We start from the raw sequence: 15,092 nt of genomic DNA, 5'->3' as shown, positions 1-15,092 counted from the left end.
ATATGGAAACCCCTAAATATAAATTATCAGCATGGTCTGCCTTTGCAAACGCCAAATGTCCGCGTTGCAGGCGCGGCGACTTGTTTATTACCGGCATGTACGAATTTAAAGGGCAGGAGATGCATAAAACATGCTCACACTGTGGCTTGGTATATGAACGTGAACCGGGCTATTTTTACGTGGCCATGTTTGCCAGCTATGCACTCAACGTTGCCGAAATGGTTACGCTGGCAGTTGCTATCAGCGTTTTAACAGGCAGTACTAACCCATGGTTGTACGTAACTATTATTTTAGGGGTGGCAGTAGTATTGGCTCCATTTAATTACAGGTATTCAAGGGTGATGCTTTTACACTGGCTTACACCCGGTTTGCACTACCATCCGGAAATGAGCGAAGATAAGCCTCAATAATATAATTGACTGAAATACATAACGATGCCCTTGATTGAAAAATTAAGGGCATTTCCATTTAAACCAAACCCTTCGGCCATAGTCATAATAATAACAAGCTTGATTTATATAATTAAAATAAGTATTTGAAATTAAGCTGTTTATAATTACTTAAAATCTATTATCATGAAAGCAAAACTTCAATCACTGAAAGCCGATCTATATAATGTATTTGTAGTTGGTAATGCCGATGAGAGGCAATTGGCAAAAGCATATTTTTTATTAGCTATTCCTTTGTTTGCGATATTTTTTGGCCTGGGGTCATTCCCAAAATTCTAAACAAAAAAACAGTCGGTACATCTCTGTAGCGACTGTTTACAACTGTTCCTAACTAATTAACTAACTATTAAACTAAATTATCTTTGAATTGGGCTTAGGTTCTAATAATTTGCCGCTGCAAACAAATTGTTTACCGGTTGCATTTTATAACCGGCCTCATTGTTGCCATCAGTATACTTACTTAAAATATTATAGTAATGAAAATCGGGAAATACCACCCTGGTATTTGTTCCTGAATTAAATAGTGAATCCTTATCTAAATTGATCCCACTGCGTTCTGCAGGTCTGTTAAGTCTTTTTTCAGGAGTTGAGGCAAACATATTGGCACATGCTATTAAAATGAGGGATGCCGCAACTAAAACAAGAAAATGGTAAAATAATTTCATAAGCAAGGGATAAGTTTTTAAAAGTATATCCGAGTGGTCAGATACAAATTATACTCCAAAAATAGCCAACGCTGTATAAAAAGTAATCAGGGATTTCACCGTTTTGCGTACGTAGTTTTACGCAATTTTTAATAGACATGGGTGAATAATTAAATGTAGAAATAAAATTTGATAAAACGTTATAAGATCAACAAAAAAATAAAACTTTTTTAATCTGTTACAAACGGTCATTTAGCATCGTAATCATATTTAAAACGTAGTATTGAATGAATTGTGACACTTTACTTTCAAACTATCCGCATTTAATTAATTGGGCTTTTCTCAATTTTAATTAAATTAGTACACCTGCACACATCTATAAAACCAATTAAAAGATCCTCGATCTGAAACTATATTATGAAACAAAAAAAAATATCTGTTTTTAAGGCTGTTGTGCCATGCGTTTTAGTATTACTTGTTGCAGGTTCATGTTCAAAAAAGAACACCAATGATGTTTCTCAACCATTAAGTGTTATTGTAACTACATTGGCAGGTGATATAAACCCGGGCAAAGCCGATGGTACCGGGACCGCTGCGTCATTTAACCGTCCAAGTGGCATGATCAATGATGCTGCGGGTAATATATATGTAGCAGATGCCGGCAATAACCTGATCCGTAAAGTAACTTCAGATGGTAAAGTAACCACTTTTGCAGGCAGCGGTGACAAGGGTGATGTTGATGGGATTGGTACCGCGGCCACTTTTAACAATCCTGTGAGTATAACACTTGATGGAAGCGGTAATTTATATGTGGCCGAAAGCACAGGAAAAGTGATCAGAAAGATAACTTCTGCCGGTGCGGTTACCACTTTGGCAGGAGGAGGCACAAGCGGGGCCGACGGCACAGGCACTGCTGCAGGTTTTACATCTCCTACAGGAATAGCAGTAGATGCCAACGGAGTTTTATATGTTGCAGACGTTTATAAGATCCGTAAAGTAACTTCGGCAGGTGTGGTAACTACTTTTGCAGGTTCGGGTGTAAGCGGCTCTGCAAACGGAACAGGAACTGCGGCAAGCTTTTCACAGCTTACCAGCATAATAGTTGGCTATTCGGGTAATTTGTATGTAACGGATTCGGGCAATAACATGATCAGAAAGATTACATCTGATGGGGTTGTTTCTACATTGGCGGGTAACGGAACGTCAGGGTCGACTGATGGAACTGGTAATACAGCCACTTTTACAACGCCGATAAGCTTAACTGCCGATAACCAGGGCAATATTTATGTCGGCGATTCGGCCCACCTTATCAGGGCTGTTGATGTTTTTGGAAAAGTTACTACAATTGCAGGTACCGGTTTTTCGGGACTGGCCAATGGCGAAGGTTCAAAGGCAAGTTTCTCAACTCCTTACGGCATGTCTGTAGGTGTTGGGAAAGTTTATGTTGCCGATACATTCAATAATATGATAAGGGTGATTACTGCTCAATAAATATTACCGGTTCTGATTCTTTCAGAAATTAACATTGATCTGATCGTCGGCAGGAGTAAAAAATCTTACTTTTGCCGGCGATATGAATGACTCGCTTAAAAACAAATACGACAGCATAATTTTTGACCTTGACGGTACACTTTGGGATAGCACTACTAATGTAGCCCTGGCATGGCAGGCAGCTATAAGCAAAGTTGATTATATTAAAGAAGAAATGACGCAGGAACGTGTGCGTTCTATCACCGGCATGACTTATGATGCCATTTTTGATAAGTTATTCCCGGAGCTTAACGCTGAGCAACGTAAGGAAGTTCAAACCCTTTGCGGCATCAGTGAACTTGAAATTTTACACACCAAAGGAGGAGAACTTTACCCTCAATTGGAAGAAACGCTTAAATACCTTGTAGCAAACTACAAGCTTTACATTGTAAGCAACTGCCAAAACGGATATATCGAACTGTTTCTGGATCTGAACCAATTGCATGCCCATTTCCTGGGCCATCAGTGTTTTGGTACAAAAGGAAACCCTAAGGCCGATAATATTAAGGATGTAGTGAACGATCATCAGTTAAAAGCCCCTGTTTATGTGGGTGATACCATGGGCGATTATAGCGCCGCCAAACAAGCCGGGGTACCATTCATATTTGCCAATTATGGTTTTGGCGTTGTGCCCGATGGCATGGTAGCTACCATCAGTAATTTCGCAGAGCTTAAAGAGCTTTTATAAGCTTATTATTTTTTTGAGGTTGCTGGGATAGGAGATAAGTCTGCTGTCCTAAATGCGGCACTGCTTCCTGTATTGTTATAATTGTATTGTAAAACAATTAACGGCTTTTGCCATTGTACTTTCAGCTTTACAGCTAAAAATTTAATTTAGTAACATGAAGTTCATTAAATATCTACCGATAGCCTTAGTTTTCATTTCGCTGGTATCATGTAAGCCTAAAACCAAATCAATGCAGGTGCCTGTAGTTGGTTTTGTTGATGCCTTTGAAGACGCTACTATTTCGCAAGCCCGTAAAGGTTTTACCGACGCGCTGGCTAAGAATGGTTTCAGCGAAGAAAAAAAGACAGTGCAGATTGAATACAGCAATGCCCAGGGCGACATCCCTACGCTTACTCAAATTGTTAATCACTTTGTTACCGATAGTGTTAACCTATTGGCGACTTGTACAACACTATCAACCGTAACAGCACTTCAAAAAACTAAGCACATTCCCGTTTTCGCCATGGTATCGCCAACCGCCGAACGTATGAAGGTAGTTGACGCAAACGGGAAAGCTCCGGAAAACCTTTTCGGTACTGTTGAAGATCTTAATTATATCGACACCTCTTTTAGCATTATTCCAAAACTGCTTAAGCCAAAAGGTTCAAAGCTTGTTATAGGGATGATCTATAATCAATCGGAACCGCAATCTGCCGATGCTTTAAACCGTATTAAATCATTGGCGGCTGGTTTAAAGGTTGATATTGTGGCGCTTCCGTTAAATACCTCTGCCGATGCGCAGCTGGTAACACAATCGTTGTTAAGCAAAAACATCGATGCCTTTTTCGCTAACCCGGATAATACCGTTTTCGCGTCTTTTGAAACTATCCTGAAAAACTGCAATCAAAAAAACATTCCCATTTTTACCAGCGAAGCCGGCTTAGTACAACGGGGTGCTGTAGCTGCTTTTGGCGCCGATATTTATCAGTGGGGTTACCAGGCAGGTGAACAAGCCGTGCAATATCTTAAAACCCATAAAACTGATGGTTTACAACCCGAAATGGTGAAGATCAGGAAGAGGGTATATAACCCTGCAGCGGCAAAAAAATACAACATTACCATTCCGCCTAATTTTGAGCCAGTAAAATAAATGGATTTTTACCTTACCGCTTTACTGCAGGGCCTGTGCTTTTCGGCCATAGCGCTGGGGATTTATATATCCATGAAGATTTTTAATATTCCCGATATCACAACCGATGGCAGTTATACGTTGGGTGGGGTGGTTACCGCAGTATTATTAACCAATCATCAGCCTACATATATTATTTTACCAGCTGTGATTTTGGCGGGGGCTATGGCGGGGGCTCTTACGGGAATTATCCATACCAAATTAAAGATAAACGCGCTGCTGGCGGGGATATTGGTCATGACGGCATTGTACTCGGTTAATCTTACTATTTTGGGCCGCTCTAATTTGCCACTCATCAACTTGCCATCGTTATTCACGATAGTCAACGTGGTAAGTGATCCTAATCAAAATACATTTTTAATTCTGGCCATTTTTGTTGTTTTGATCACGTTCCTGATAGGGTACCTGCTTAAAACTGATTTTGGTATTGCCATGCGTGCCACAGGCAACAGTGAATCTATGATCCGTTCGTTAGGGGTAAATACCGATAGGATGAAGATCACGGGCCTGGCTTTGGCTAACGCGCTTACCGCTTTGAGTGGTTACCTGGTGGCCCAGTTTCAGGGCTTTGCGGATATCAGCATGGGGATAGGGATTGTTATAGTAGGATTGGGCTCGGTGATCATTGCCGAAACATTGATCAACTGGTTTAAACTAACCTCGGTATGGTTAAGCCTGGTATTGGTGTTGGCAGGAGCGGTGATATTTCAACTGGTACTGGCATTTACGCTATCGGTAGGTGTGGATCCTAAATTGCTTAAAATAGTTACAGCTGGTTTTGTGCTGGTAATTGTAAGTCTGCCACGTTTATCCTTATTAAAATCATCATGATAACGATAGCCGACGTACATAAAATATTTAACAAGGGTAAAGCCAACCAGGTAAACGCGGTTAATGGCCTTACTTTAGAAATAAAAGACGGCGAGTTTTTGGTAGTGGTAGGCTCAAATGGCTCAGGTAAAACTACCATTCTTAACCTAATTGCAGGTAGCATATTGCCTGATAAAGGAAACATCAGTATTGATGGTACCGATGTAACCAAACTGCCCGATTATAAACGCAGCCAATGGATTGCAAGGGTGTTCCAGAACCCGTTAAGTGGTACCGCGCCCGATCTTAGTATTTTAGATAATTTCCGCCTTGCATCACTTCGCACCAAAACAAAAGGTTTATCCGTTGGGGTAAATGATGCTTTTAAGAAGCAGGTTCAGGAAAAAGTAGCCAACCTTGGCATGGGCCTGCAGGATAAGATAGAGCAACCTATGGGCACGTTGTCAGGCGGACAACGGCAGGCGCTTACCTTGTTGATGAGCGTTATGGATAGTTGTAAAGTTTTACTGCTTGACGAACCTACCGCGGCGCTCGACCCCCGTTCGGCCGACGTGGTAATGCGAACAGCGGATACACTGATTAAGGATTTTAAGTTGACTGCTGTATTCATTACGCACAATTTAAAGGACGCTTTTAATTATGGTACACGAATAATACAAATGGGTGAAGGTTTGATTATTAATGATTTATCCGGAAAAGATAAGGCATCTTTAAAGCAAAACGACTTGTTTAACTGGTTTGCTTAAAAATTGGCAGAGTAATTGTACAGGCATCTGTACCATGAAAAACAATAATTTTGAAACCATATCCGACGCTTACCAGTTAGTGAGCGGCGCGAAAATCAAAGGAAAAAAGCACGACGAAGTATTTGAACTTGGTACATATGATGCACTTAAACGCGGCTATGTACTTTATCCGCTTGAACAGGGCATTAAGTTCGATGATTTCAGCGTAATGATATCTGAGAGAGAATTAAAGACTAACTTCCTGATTGAGGCAGTTAAACAAAATTCAATAGCAGCTTAATAACAAGCTGCTATTTTTTTGCCCGTGCTTTTTCCGGTCATAAAAAGGCCATAAACCTCATACACAATGCAATTGACTTTGTGCATGAGCCTCATTTCTTGCTTTTCTCATTCAATAATTGTAGGTTTGCACATATAAAGTACAAACCGATGTTATTTAATAAATCATTCTGCTCAATTGTAATGTGCCCCTTGGTGTCGCAGCAGAAGGGTTTTACGTCGATAATTCTCTTCTCAACTCCGGTATAGCGGTTTCGAAGTACCCAAACCGATCCTACATTTACCAAATTAGTTTAACATTAAGCATTACTTAATTGTAAGCTTAACTGAATTTGAAATTTTATATGGACAATTATTATTCAATTGAAGAAAAGTACCTGCAGGCTGTCGACGAACTTTCGTTCGGCGAAACGCCAAAGGGCCTTAATATATTAAACCAGATTATTGCCGATGAGCCATTTTTTGCAAGGGCGCATTACCAATTAGGCATGATCTATTACTACAAGATCCAGGATTATCAAACTGCAGGTTACCATTTTAAAACCTGTATGGAGCTGGAGCCATCGTTCCCGGATAATTACGCGCATTATCTTGACTTGGTGGTGTTTCTGGGTATGGAAAAATCGGTTTCAATTATTTCGGCCCAAGCATTAACTACCCCAGGTGTAAATAAGGCCCGCGTTTTTGATTTGCTTGGTCTATTTTACGAAAAGCAAAAAGACTGGAATAAAGCCTTAGGTTATTATCAGGAGGCTTTTATGGAAGTGACTGAAAAAGATGAGCGTAAAGATATTGAGGATAGCTTTAAAAGGGTACGCTCAAAAATGAAACAGAAACAGGCTTATACCTATTTCATCACCGAGTAAACTGGTTAGTTGTTAACCGGATAATCAAAGAATAGGCCCCTGACGAAGGGGCTTATTCTTTAATAAAAAATCCTAATTAATAACGTATGATTAAAGATACGCTATTATCGTAAGTTGTTGTTATACAGTATCGATACAATTTTTGTGAAAAATGTGTAAGGACTGTAAATTGTATTTTAATAACTAAATTGTCGTCTTTGTATATTGATCATGATTAGCCATGCCTAAATATTTAGTGAAACAATTGTTATTACTTGTAATTATAGCTGTAATTGTTTTCCTCTTCAAGTATATGATAGCGCTGTATGCTGTTAACAGATGAATTTAAATACCCGGTAAATGCACTTCAGCCATCATACAGCGTGCGCTGCCACCTCCGTTAGTTTCTATGGTGTTAATATCCGCATAAACCAATTTGCCATATTGCTGTAAGGCCGAACGCTGAGTATCGTTTAATGCGTTATATGCATTTTGCGACATCACGATCAGCGTTTCGCCCGCTTTGTTTTTTACCTCAAGCATATTACCTGCAAATTGGTTCATTTGCTCAAAGCTGATTTCGATAATTTCTTTATGCGATGATCTTAATGATTCGGTAACTGTTATCCTTTCGTGCGGGTTAGGGATACTATTTAAGCAGATCAGGGCAAATTGGCTGCCGATACACATGAGCACATTAGTGTGGTAGATAGCTTTGCTTTTTTCATCCACCGCTTCAAAGCTCACGGGTTGATATCCTGACTGCTCACAAAAATAATTAAGCACTTCTTTATCAGTACGAGGAGACAGGCAGGCATAAGCTATTTTACCATCCCTGTCAAGCACCATACTGCCGGTGCCTTCCAAAAAACGGTGCTCATGTTCAAAGCGGCTTAGGTCAATTACATGGGCAATTTTAAACTTGTCTTCCAGATCGGTTATGATATCTTCTCTGCGCTCAAGCCTCCGGTTTTCGGCCTGCATAGGGTATAGAAAAACGCCGCCATCATCATGGAAAGATACCCAGTTGTTTGGAAAGATCGAATCGGGCGTATAGGGTTGTGACGTATCATCTATTACGGTAACATCCACTCCGTTATGGCGCAAAATATTAACCATGCCGTTAAATTCAGTCAATGCTTTTTCCTGTACACCGTTTTTTTCAGCGTTTGGGTTCTGGAAAGCATTGCTTGACGCGGTTTCTTCATTAAACCCGAAATTAACCGGGCGAATCATTAGTATATGTGATGTTGATTGACTCATATGTATTTGTCATTATGTCATTTGGTCATTGAGTCATTTTTTATTGCGATAAATCATGCCAGGCAATGACTTAATGACAAATGACTCAATGACTTGCTAAAGCACCTTATCCCTTAATATCGGCATGCTCATGCAATGGAAACCACCGCGGGCACGGGAAAGTTCGGCCGAAGGCATTAAAATTAACGTATTGGTCAGGCTTTGCGGATCCAGTTCGTTGTTCTCAAATTTCTGAATCAATTCGGCTACCCTGATTACGTCAAAGCCGCCTTCTTTAAATGCTTCTACTGTTTTATCGTTACGATCGTACCCTACAACTACGCCTTCTTTTAGTGCCAGCAGATTACAGGAGTCTGTCCACTGCTCGCGGGCGTCAAAGGGGAAAGTATTATTGCCAGAGTAAATGAATTTAGTTTTTACGCCGCTTTTAAGGTCGTTTTCGCTGATATCGGCAAGCAGGTCTTCAATACAGCTAAACAGTTTTGGTTTTTCATCTTTTGCAAACTGAACAATTTCCGGCCGCTCTTTCTGTTTTTTATCGGCGAACCATGATATCGGTTCTCTTTCTTCAATAGGGGCTTCGGCTATGGCAAGCGAACGAAGCAGTACCCAAGTATCGCGTTTAACTTGCGTAAAAACGGTGTCGATATGCATGTAATCGCGCTTGTTCGGGATTTTTACGATGGTTACCTTTTTTACCACATCGTGTTCAAAAAGCAGCCTGATAGCTTCATTGGCCCCGCTTACAGAAGTGCGTTCGCTGCATCCAATCACCAAGTGGTCCGGGCTTACCATCATTACGTCGCCACCCTCTAAAGTGGTGCGACCTTCAGCGTCTTCGCCAGGGCGTAAAAAATGCTGGGCTGTTTCCGGGATCTCTAAAATATTATCACGGTAAGCTTCAAAAAGCGGGTGATTGAAAAATATATACCGCATTAGCAAGGTTTCGCGGAAGCGGGCTTTTTTTGCCGGTTTGTTAAGCAGCATGTGGTTGTTTACGGCTATCCCCAAATCCCGCGAGAAAATGAGGTTAGGAATAGGGGCAAAGATCATTTCCTCGGTTGTTAACGAGCCTGAGATAAAGATCTTGGCCAGTTCAACCGGATCGGTATCCGTAAGCTGTTGCTGTAACCGGTAGTTGCAGCTTTCAACCGCGCATACAGAAGCCACCAGCTTTTTGCGGATATCCGGCTGTTGTAAAATATCGGCCAATAGGGTTTGAATTTCGATAACCTTATCTGAAGAGTGGAAGCCTGCGTTATCCGGTTTAAAAAACGAACGGTGAGCGCTTTCTTCATCAATTTGCTGCAGTTTACCTTTTATCTTTTCGGGATCAAGAAAATAGAGCAGTAGTTTTACATAGTAATCGTACTCGTTCCTGCGTACCGTGTCCAGGTGAATTATATCTTCAAAAAGCCAGTCCTGTGCTTTTGAGGGCACCACTTTGCCCAAGCCGCTGTCGGGGCTATGAATAAGCAGTGTGCGAAGCGTGCCAATTTCGGAGGTTACATCTATTTTAAAATCGGAGTTGGTTATTGTCATAAAGCACTATAATCGTACACAAATCTATCAGAAATTAAATTACAAAACGGGGAACCGCCGCTAAATTTAGCTAACGCTTAAATGAGCATAAAAGTTGTAAAACTAATAACGATGATAGAAGGTATGTTGAAACAGGCTTATGAAAATAAACTAATCAGTAACTGCCTGATAAGTGTTCCTTTCCATGCTGATGTTTAACCTTTGAAGCATCGCTTTCATATCAAAACCTTGTTGCCGGTATAGCTGCTGAACCGCTTCTTTGGCTTTTTGTAAAACATCTTCGTTTTGCCAGATGGCTGTTGTTATGCAGATCAGGTTGCCTTGATCGTCATGACGTTCATAGGCCCTGTCCTCAATAAACCCATCGAGTTTCTTGATAAAATCCCTGTTAACTTTCATGCGCTCTTTAAATTCAAGTTCGGCTCCTGAAGGAACTGTAAATTGGTCTATAAATATCTGTTTCATGATTATGCTTGTTTTTCTTCAAAAATCCGGACAATCGGGGCCTAATGCTTGTAAAAAATCATTGATTTACCAGGCCCTCGGCACTTTAAAGAAATCGGCAGGGCTTAAGCCGGTAAACAGTTTAAATTCTTTATTAAAATGCGGCTGGTCAAAGTATCCTGCATCCAACGCTATTTGTGTAAGTGAAGCGTCCGGCACTTTGCTGTCAACTATTGATTTGATTTTAATAATACTGGCAAACTGTTTTGGCGAGGTTCCCACTACCCGCCTGAACCTTTTTTCAAACGCGTCCTGGCTGATATAATGTGCATCAGCGAGTTCCCTGATCCTGATTTGTCCCTTTGATAAGCGGATTTTTTGCAGGGCCGATATTATCAGCTGATCTTGCTTGTAATTTTGGATCTGTTGAATCAGAAACTGGTCGGCGATGGTAGCCCGTTGCTGGTTCCCATCTGCTTGCACAAGCTGTTCCTGAAGTAAAGTCAATTTATCCGGAGCGATGAAATTATCAAGGGGCACACTCGCCTCAAATAATTCGTGAAGAGGTTGTTTAAAAAAAGCTGCTGCTCCGGCTGCTTTAAATATGATAAGCATGTTACCCGTGCCGGCACCGTAGTTAATTAACCGGGGCGATTTCTTTAATCCCGTGATCAGCGAGGAGGGAAGTTGATTATTGTTTGATCCAGTAACATCGCTGATAGCTCCCCCATGCCTGATCGCCATAACTAAAGAGGTATCCGGCAAAATGCGGTTGATAACGTTGCCGGTTGTTTCAACAAACACGTATTGCCTTATAAATGGCTTTAAAATTTCGTCGGGTGCAAAGCGTTCAATATGCATTTAACTAAGATACAGGAATTTGTTTGTATGATACTTTCACAATCGATTGTAATAATTTTTGCAGTTAATGCTTTTTTAATCTTTTATTAAGTTGCAGTAATTTATTTGCATCATCAATTAACCGATAAGTACGGGCACATATATCCCGTTAATATAAACCTATGAATACAAAAAAAGTTGGGCTGATACTTACAACGCTCTTCATTGCTTTTACTACATTTTGCTATGCACAATCAACAGTTAACCCGCAATTGGATCATTACAATGTTGAATGGGATACGCCCGGCCCAACATCGGCACAGTCGATGCCATTAGGTAATGGAGATATAGGCCTCAACGTATGGTTTGAAAAAAATGGCGACCTGGTTTTTTATATCAGTAAAACCGATGCCTGGGGCGGTGAACTTGATGCCGAAAAAGACGATTGGATGAAGCAGGGTGGGGTATTAATGAAACTCGGCGCTGTAAGGGTATCGGTAAACCCTAATCCTTTAAAAAACAACGCGTCGTTTAAACAGATTTTAAAACTTCGTAACGGCGAGATCTGGGCGCAGGCTGGTGAAGGGAAATTTTCAGTTCAATACAGGATCTGGGTTGATGCAAACCATCCGGTTATCCGGGTGGAAACTAAAAGTGCAACCGTCGCTGCTGTTAACGTAAAGCTGGAGAACTGGCGTGCCGGTAAAACAGATACTGTGCTTAACGGGCAAAAGAACAGGATAGCCTGGTACCACCATAATTCGCCAACTACCGATCCGCATTTAGCTAATCTTACTTTTGGCGCAATAATTATGGGAGCAGGTTTATTAAACCAGGATGATGTTACCTTAAAGTCAGGTAAAGTAACATCGCAGGTAATTTCTATTTATCCATTAACAGCAATTGCCGGAAGCGGAAGCCAATGGCTTAGGAAACTGGAACCAAAAGTAAACGCTGTTGATCAGTTAAACCTTGAGCAAACCCGTTTAGCCCATCAAAAATGGTGGCAGCAGTTTTGGAGCCGCAGCTATGTATTTGTAACCGGCGATGATCTGGCAGAAAAAGTTACACAAGGTTATATCCTGCAACGTTTTGTGACCGCTTGTGCAGGAAGGGGCGCCTATCCAATCAAGTTCAATGGTTCCATTTTCGTAATAGATAATCAGGCGAAAAATGCCAACGCCGATTACCGGGCCTGGGGCGGACAGTACTGGTTTCAAAATACCCGACCCATGTACTGGCCGCGCCTCATGGCCGGCGATTTTGATATGATGCTGCCGCTGTTCAGGATGTATGCCAATATTTTGCCTGCTAATGCCAAACAGGTTAACGAATTTTACAAACATGGCGGTGCTTACTTTGCCGAAACCGCGCCTTTTTGGGGTGGTTTAAGTTATATGGGGCCCGAAGTGAAGGCCAATTACACCAATCATTATTTTACCCCTATACTTGAATTAAGCATGATGATGCTTGATTACTACGAATATACCGGCGATACCGGTTTTGCAAAAGAAACGCTGTTACCGGTTGCTAAGGCCGGGTTACAGTTTTTTGATGAACATTTTAAACGGGACAGTACAGGTAAGCTGTTGCTTGATCCTGATAACTCGATTGAAATGTTTTGGAAGGTTCATAACCCCGCGCCAGATATTGCCGGGTTACATGCCGTACTAAGCAGGATGATAGCGCTGCCGTCGACCATTGTGGATGAGCAGACAAAACAACACTGGCGTAAATTCTACGACGAATTGCCGCCTTTACCAACTGCCGATCACGATGGCAAAACCGTACTGTTGCCATACACTGGTCCCCAAACTGCCAAATCCTTCAATAGCGAAAACCCAGAGTTATATGCTATTTATCCGTTCAGGCTGTATGGATTAGGCAAGCCCGGTTTGGATGTGGCGGTTAACACCTTCAACGCCCGTAAACAACGCGCTAAAGGTTGCTGGGTGCAGGATCCGATACAAGCGGCAATGATTGGCGATGCCGAAGTAGCTAAGGATTATACCAGCTTCGCCCTAACCCGAAAAGATGCGGGCTTGAAGTTCCCTGCGTTTTGGGATAAGGGTAACGATTACATGCCCGACGAAGACAACGGCGGTAATGGCGAGAATGGCCTGCAATTAATGCTGATGCAGGTTAACGACAAAAAGATCATGCTGCTGCCCGCCTGGCCAGCAGGTTGGAATGCCGATTTTAAATTGAATGCGCCTTGCAAAACTACTGTTGAGGGTAAGGTAGTCGACGGGAAGCTCACTAATCTAAAAGTTACGCCGGCCAGTCGCCTTGCAGATGTTATCGATATGACTAAAAAACGCTAAAATCATGAAGAGAATATTGATTATGTTGATTGCTTTTTGCCTGATCAACATCGCGAGCGCAACAACAAGAATAACCTGCATAGGCGCAAGTATCACGTACGGAGCTACCTTGCCCGATCCGGCTGCGCAATCATACCCGGCACAGCTGCAAAAGCTTTTGGGTAAAAACTATTCGGTTAGCAACTTTGGGGTAAGCAGCGCTACACTTTTGCGCAAAGGCGATCTGTCGTATTGGAGTACAAAAGCCTATCAGGAGGCACTGCAAAGCAAACCCGATGTGGTATTTATTGACCTTGGCGGTAACGATGCCAAGCTCGTTAACCGGGTTCATTTGGATGAGTACGAAAAAGATTATCATGATCTGATCCAATCATTCGAGCAATTGCCTTCGCGTCCACGCATCGTATTATTGCTGCCTATTCCATCTTTTCAAACCGATACTAACCAGATCTACGATAAAGTAATTATTAACAGCATCATCCCCAAACTCAGGAATGCGGCCTATGATGAACATTTAGAGGTAATTGATATGCACTCCATGTTTGTTAACCACGAAAGCTGGATGCCTGATAAAATCCACCCTAATTTGGATGGCACTGCCATGACTGCCAAAAGGCTATATGATGTGGTTGTGCAGCCCCGAGATAACAACTATGATGTTTTTAGCAGCATGAACCAGCAGGTTAAGGAAAGCAATTTTTACGGCTATCCTTGCGCCGAATTTACCTTTGATAACCGCGATTGCAAAGTTGTAAAGCCAAAATGGGCGGCTAAAGGCCATCCATGGGTATGGCGTGCACGCTTTTGGGGCCACGAGCCGCAGACTGATATAGCGCTTTTAGAGCGGGGCTTCCATATTGTTTATTGTGATGTTGCCGAGCTATTGGGTAATAACGAAGCAATTGGCTACTGGAATGATTTTTATAAAATGCTGACTAACGCGGGCCTGGGTAAAAAAGCCGTACTTGAAGGCATGAGCAGGGGAGGCGTTTACATATACAATTGGGCGGCCGCCAATCCTGATAAGGTAGCTTGTACTTATGCCGATAATGCCTTACTCGATTTAAAATACTGGCCTGATTCGGCTGTTCTGAAAAAGGATTTCAATTTAACTTCTGCAAACCAGATAGGCTCATTGAAAGTAAGCCCTATTGATAAGGTGCAACAAATTGTAAAAGGTAAGTTCCCGATGCTGCATCTTTCTGCCGATGATGACGAGGCCGTCGATCCTTCAAAAAATACCCTGTTATTTGAGCAAAAGGTTAAAGCGCTTGGAGGTTCAATTACGGTAATTCATAAACCGGGCTTTAAACATCATCCGCATAGTTTACCTAACCCGGCGCCAATAGTTGAGTTTATTTTAAAGGCGACAGGTTACGAAATTCCCTTTCCAAATTAATGTTAAATTATATTGTACACTAAGTATAAGTTCACTAACTTATTGAAGCTTAAACAGCTTGTTGTATCGGGGGATTATAATGCTATAATCCTTGAAACTA

Annotated in this window: 16 protein-coding genes; 11 read left to right on the top strand and 5 right to left on the bottom strand. The window is 41.7% G+C overall.

Annotation, left to right across the window (positions count from 1 at the left end; translation table 11 throughout):
- Positions 1-2 precede the first annotated feature (2 nt).
- Together DUL71_RS11590 and DUL71_RS31930 are read left to right on the top strand one after the other, a co-directional pair.
- Entirely contained in the window at positions 3-410 is a 408-nt protein-coding gene (locus DUL71_RS11590; RefSeq protein ID WP_114938224.1) for a DUF983 domain-containing protein, read from the top strand.
- Positions 411-575: 165 nt separating this feature from the next.
- On the top strand, positions 576-728 hold the full coding sequence (locus tag DUL71_RS31930) for a hypothetical protein (protein ID WP_154402364.1): 153 nt from the start codon (positions 576-578) through the stop codon (positions 726-728).
- Positions 729-829: 101 nt separating this feature from the next.
- Here the strand turns inward: DUL71_RS31930 and DUL71_RS11585 are convergent, their stop codons facing one another.
- Positions 830-1,114 (bottom strand): hypothetical protein, encoded by a 285-nt coding sequence (locus DUL71_RS11585; RefSeq protein ID WP_114938223.1) that lies wholly within the window; start codon positions 1,112-1,114, stop codon positions 830-832.
- A gap of 396 nt (positions 1,115-1,510) precedes the next feature.
- Here DUL71_RS11585 and DUL71_RS11580 point away from each other — a divergent pair, with 396 nt between their 5' ends.
- The 7 genes from DUL71_RS11580 (at position 1,511) to DUL71_RS11550 (ending at position 7,201) form a co-directional block, all read left to right on the top strand.
- Entirely contained in the window at positions 1,511-2,584 is a 1,074-nt protein-coding gene (locus DUL71_RS11580) for an NHL repeat-containing protein (protein WP_114938222.1), read from the top strand.
- Between the two features lie 82 nt (positions 2,585-2,666).
- The gene (locus DUL71_RS11575) at positions 2,667-3,311 is read left to right on the top strand and encodes an HAD family hydrolase (RefSeq protein WP_114938221.1); all 645 of its coding nucleotides are present in this window, start codon (positions 2,667-2,669) and stop codon (positions 3,309-3,311) included.
- A gap of 154 nt (positions 3,312-3,465) precedes the next feature.
- Positions 3,466-4,440, top strand: coding sequence for an ABC transporter substrate-binding protein (locus DUL71_RS11570; RefSeq protein WP_114938220.1), 975 nt, complete (start codon positions 3,466-3,468; stop codon positions 4,438-4,440).
- On the top strand, positions 4,441-5,310 hold the full coding sequence (locus tag DUL71_RS11565) for an ABC transporter permease (protein WP_114938219.1): 870 nt from the start codon (positions 4,441-4,443) through the stop codon (positions 5,308-5,310).
- Positions 5,307-6,056, top strand: coding sequence for an ABC transporter ATP-binding protein (locus DUL71_RS11560; protein WP_114938218.1), 750 nt, complete (start codon positions 5,307-5,309; stop codon positions 6,054-6,056). Before DUL71_RS11565 ends, DUL71_RS11560 begins: the two co-directional genes overlap by 4 nt.
- A gap of 34 nt (positions 6,057-6,090) precedes the next feature.
- The gene (locus DUL71_RS11555) at positions 6,091-6,336 is read left to right on the top strand and encodes a hypothetical protein (protein ID WP_114938217.1); all 246 of its coding nucleotides are present in this window, start codon (positions 6,091-6,093) and stop codon (positions 6,334-6,336) included.
- Between the two features lie 343 nt (positions 6,337-6,679).
- The gene (locus tag DUL71_RS11550; RefSeq protein WP_114938216.1) at positions 6,680-7,201 is read left to right on the top strand and encodes a tetratricopeptide repeat protein; all 522 of its coding nucleotides are present in this window, start codon (positions 6,680-6,682) and stop codon (positions 7,199-7,201) included.
- A gap of 324 nt (positions 7,202-7,525) precedes the next feature.
- Here the strand turns inward: DUL71_RS11550 and ctlX are convergent, their stop codons facing one another.
- The 4 genes from ctlX to DUL71_RS11530 all read right to left on the bottom strand — a co-directional run bounded on the left by ctlX (position 7,526) and on the right by DUL71_RS11530 (position 11,290).
- Complete coding sequence (gene ctlX, locus DUL71_RS11545; protein WP_114938215.1) at positions 7,526-8,443, bottom strand: citrulline utilization hydrolase CtlX; 918 nt, start codon at positions 8,441-8,443, stop codon at positions 7,526-7,528.
- Between the two features lie 96 nt (positions 8,444-8,539).
- Positions 8,540-9,985: an arginine deiminase family protein gene (locus DUL71_RS11540; protein ID WP_114938214.1), complete on the bottom strand. Its 1,446-nt coding sequence runs from the start codon at positions 9,983-9,985 to the stop codon at positions 8,540-8,542.
- Positions 9,986-10,135: 150 nt separating this feature from the next.
- A complete protein-coding gene (locus tag DUL71_RS11535; RefSeq protein ID WP_114938213.1) occupies positions 10,136-10,450 on the bottom strand; it encodes an antibiotic biosynthesis monooxygenase in 315 nt (104 codons plus the stop codon).
- Between the two features lie 66 nt (positions 10,451-10,516).
- Complete coding sequence (locus tag DUL71_RS11530) at positions 10,517-11,290, bottom strand: helix-turn-helix transcriptional regulator (protein WP_114938212.1); 774 nt, start codon at positions 11,288-11,290, stop codon at positions 10,517-10,519.
- A 161-nt stretch (positions 11,291-11,451) separates the two neighbouring features.
- Between DUL71_RS11530 and DUL71_RS11525 the strand changes: the two genes are divergently transcribed.
- Positions 11,452-13,593 carry a DUF5703 domain-containing protein gene (locus tag DUL71_RS11525; RefSeq protein WP_114938211.1) on the top strand — a complete coding sequence of 714 codons (2,142 nt, stop codon included), beginning with the start codon at positions 11,452-11,454 and terminating at the stop codon, positions 13,591-13,593.
- Between the two features lie 4 nt (positions 13,594-13,597).
- Positions 13,598-14,992, top strand: coding sequence for a GDSL-type esterase/lipase family protein (locus DUL71_RS11520; protein WP_114938210.1), 1,395 nt, complete (start codon positions 13,598-13,600; stop codon positions 14,990-14,992).
- The last annotated feature ends 100 nt before the right edge of the window (positions 14,993-15,092 follow it).

It is taken from the genome of Mucilaginibacter endophyticus (assembly GCF_003351025.1).
Classification (GTDB): Bacteria; Bacteroidota; Bacteroidia; order Sphingobacteriales; family Sphingobacteriaceae; genus Mucilaginibacter; species Mucilaginibacter endophyticus.
The sequence above is the reverse complement of the archived record's forward strand: the minus strand, read 5'-3'. Positions and strand labels throughout refer to the sequence as shown.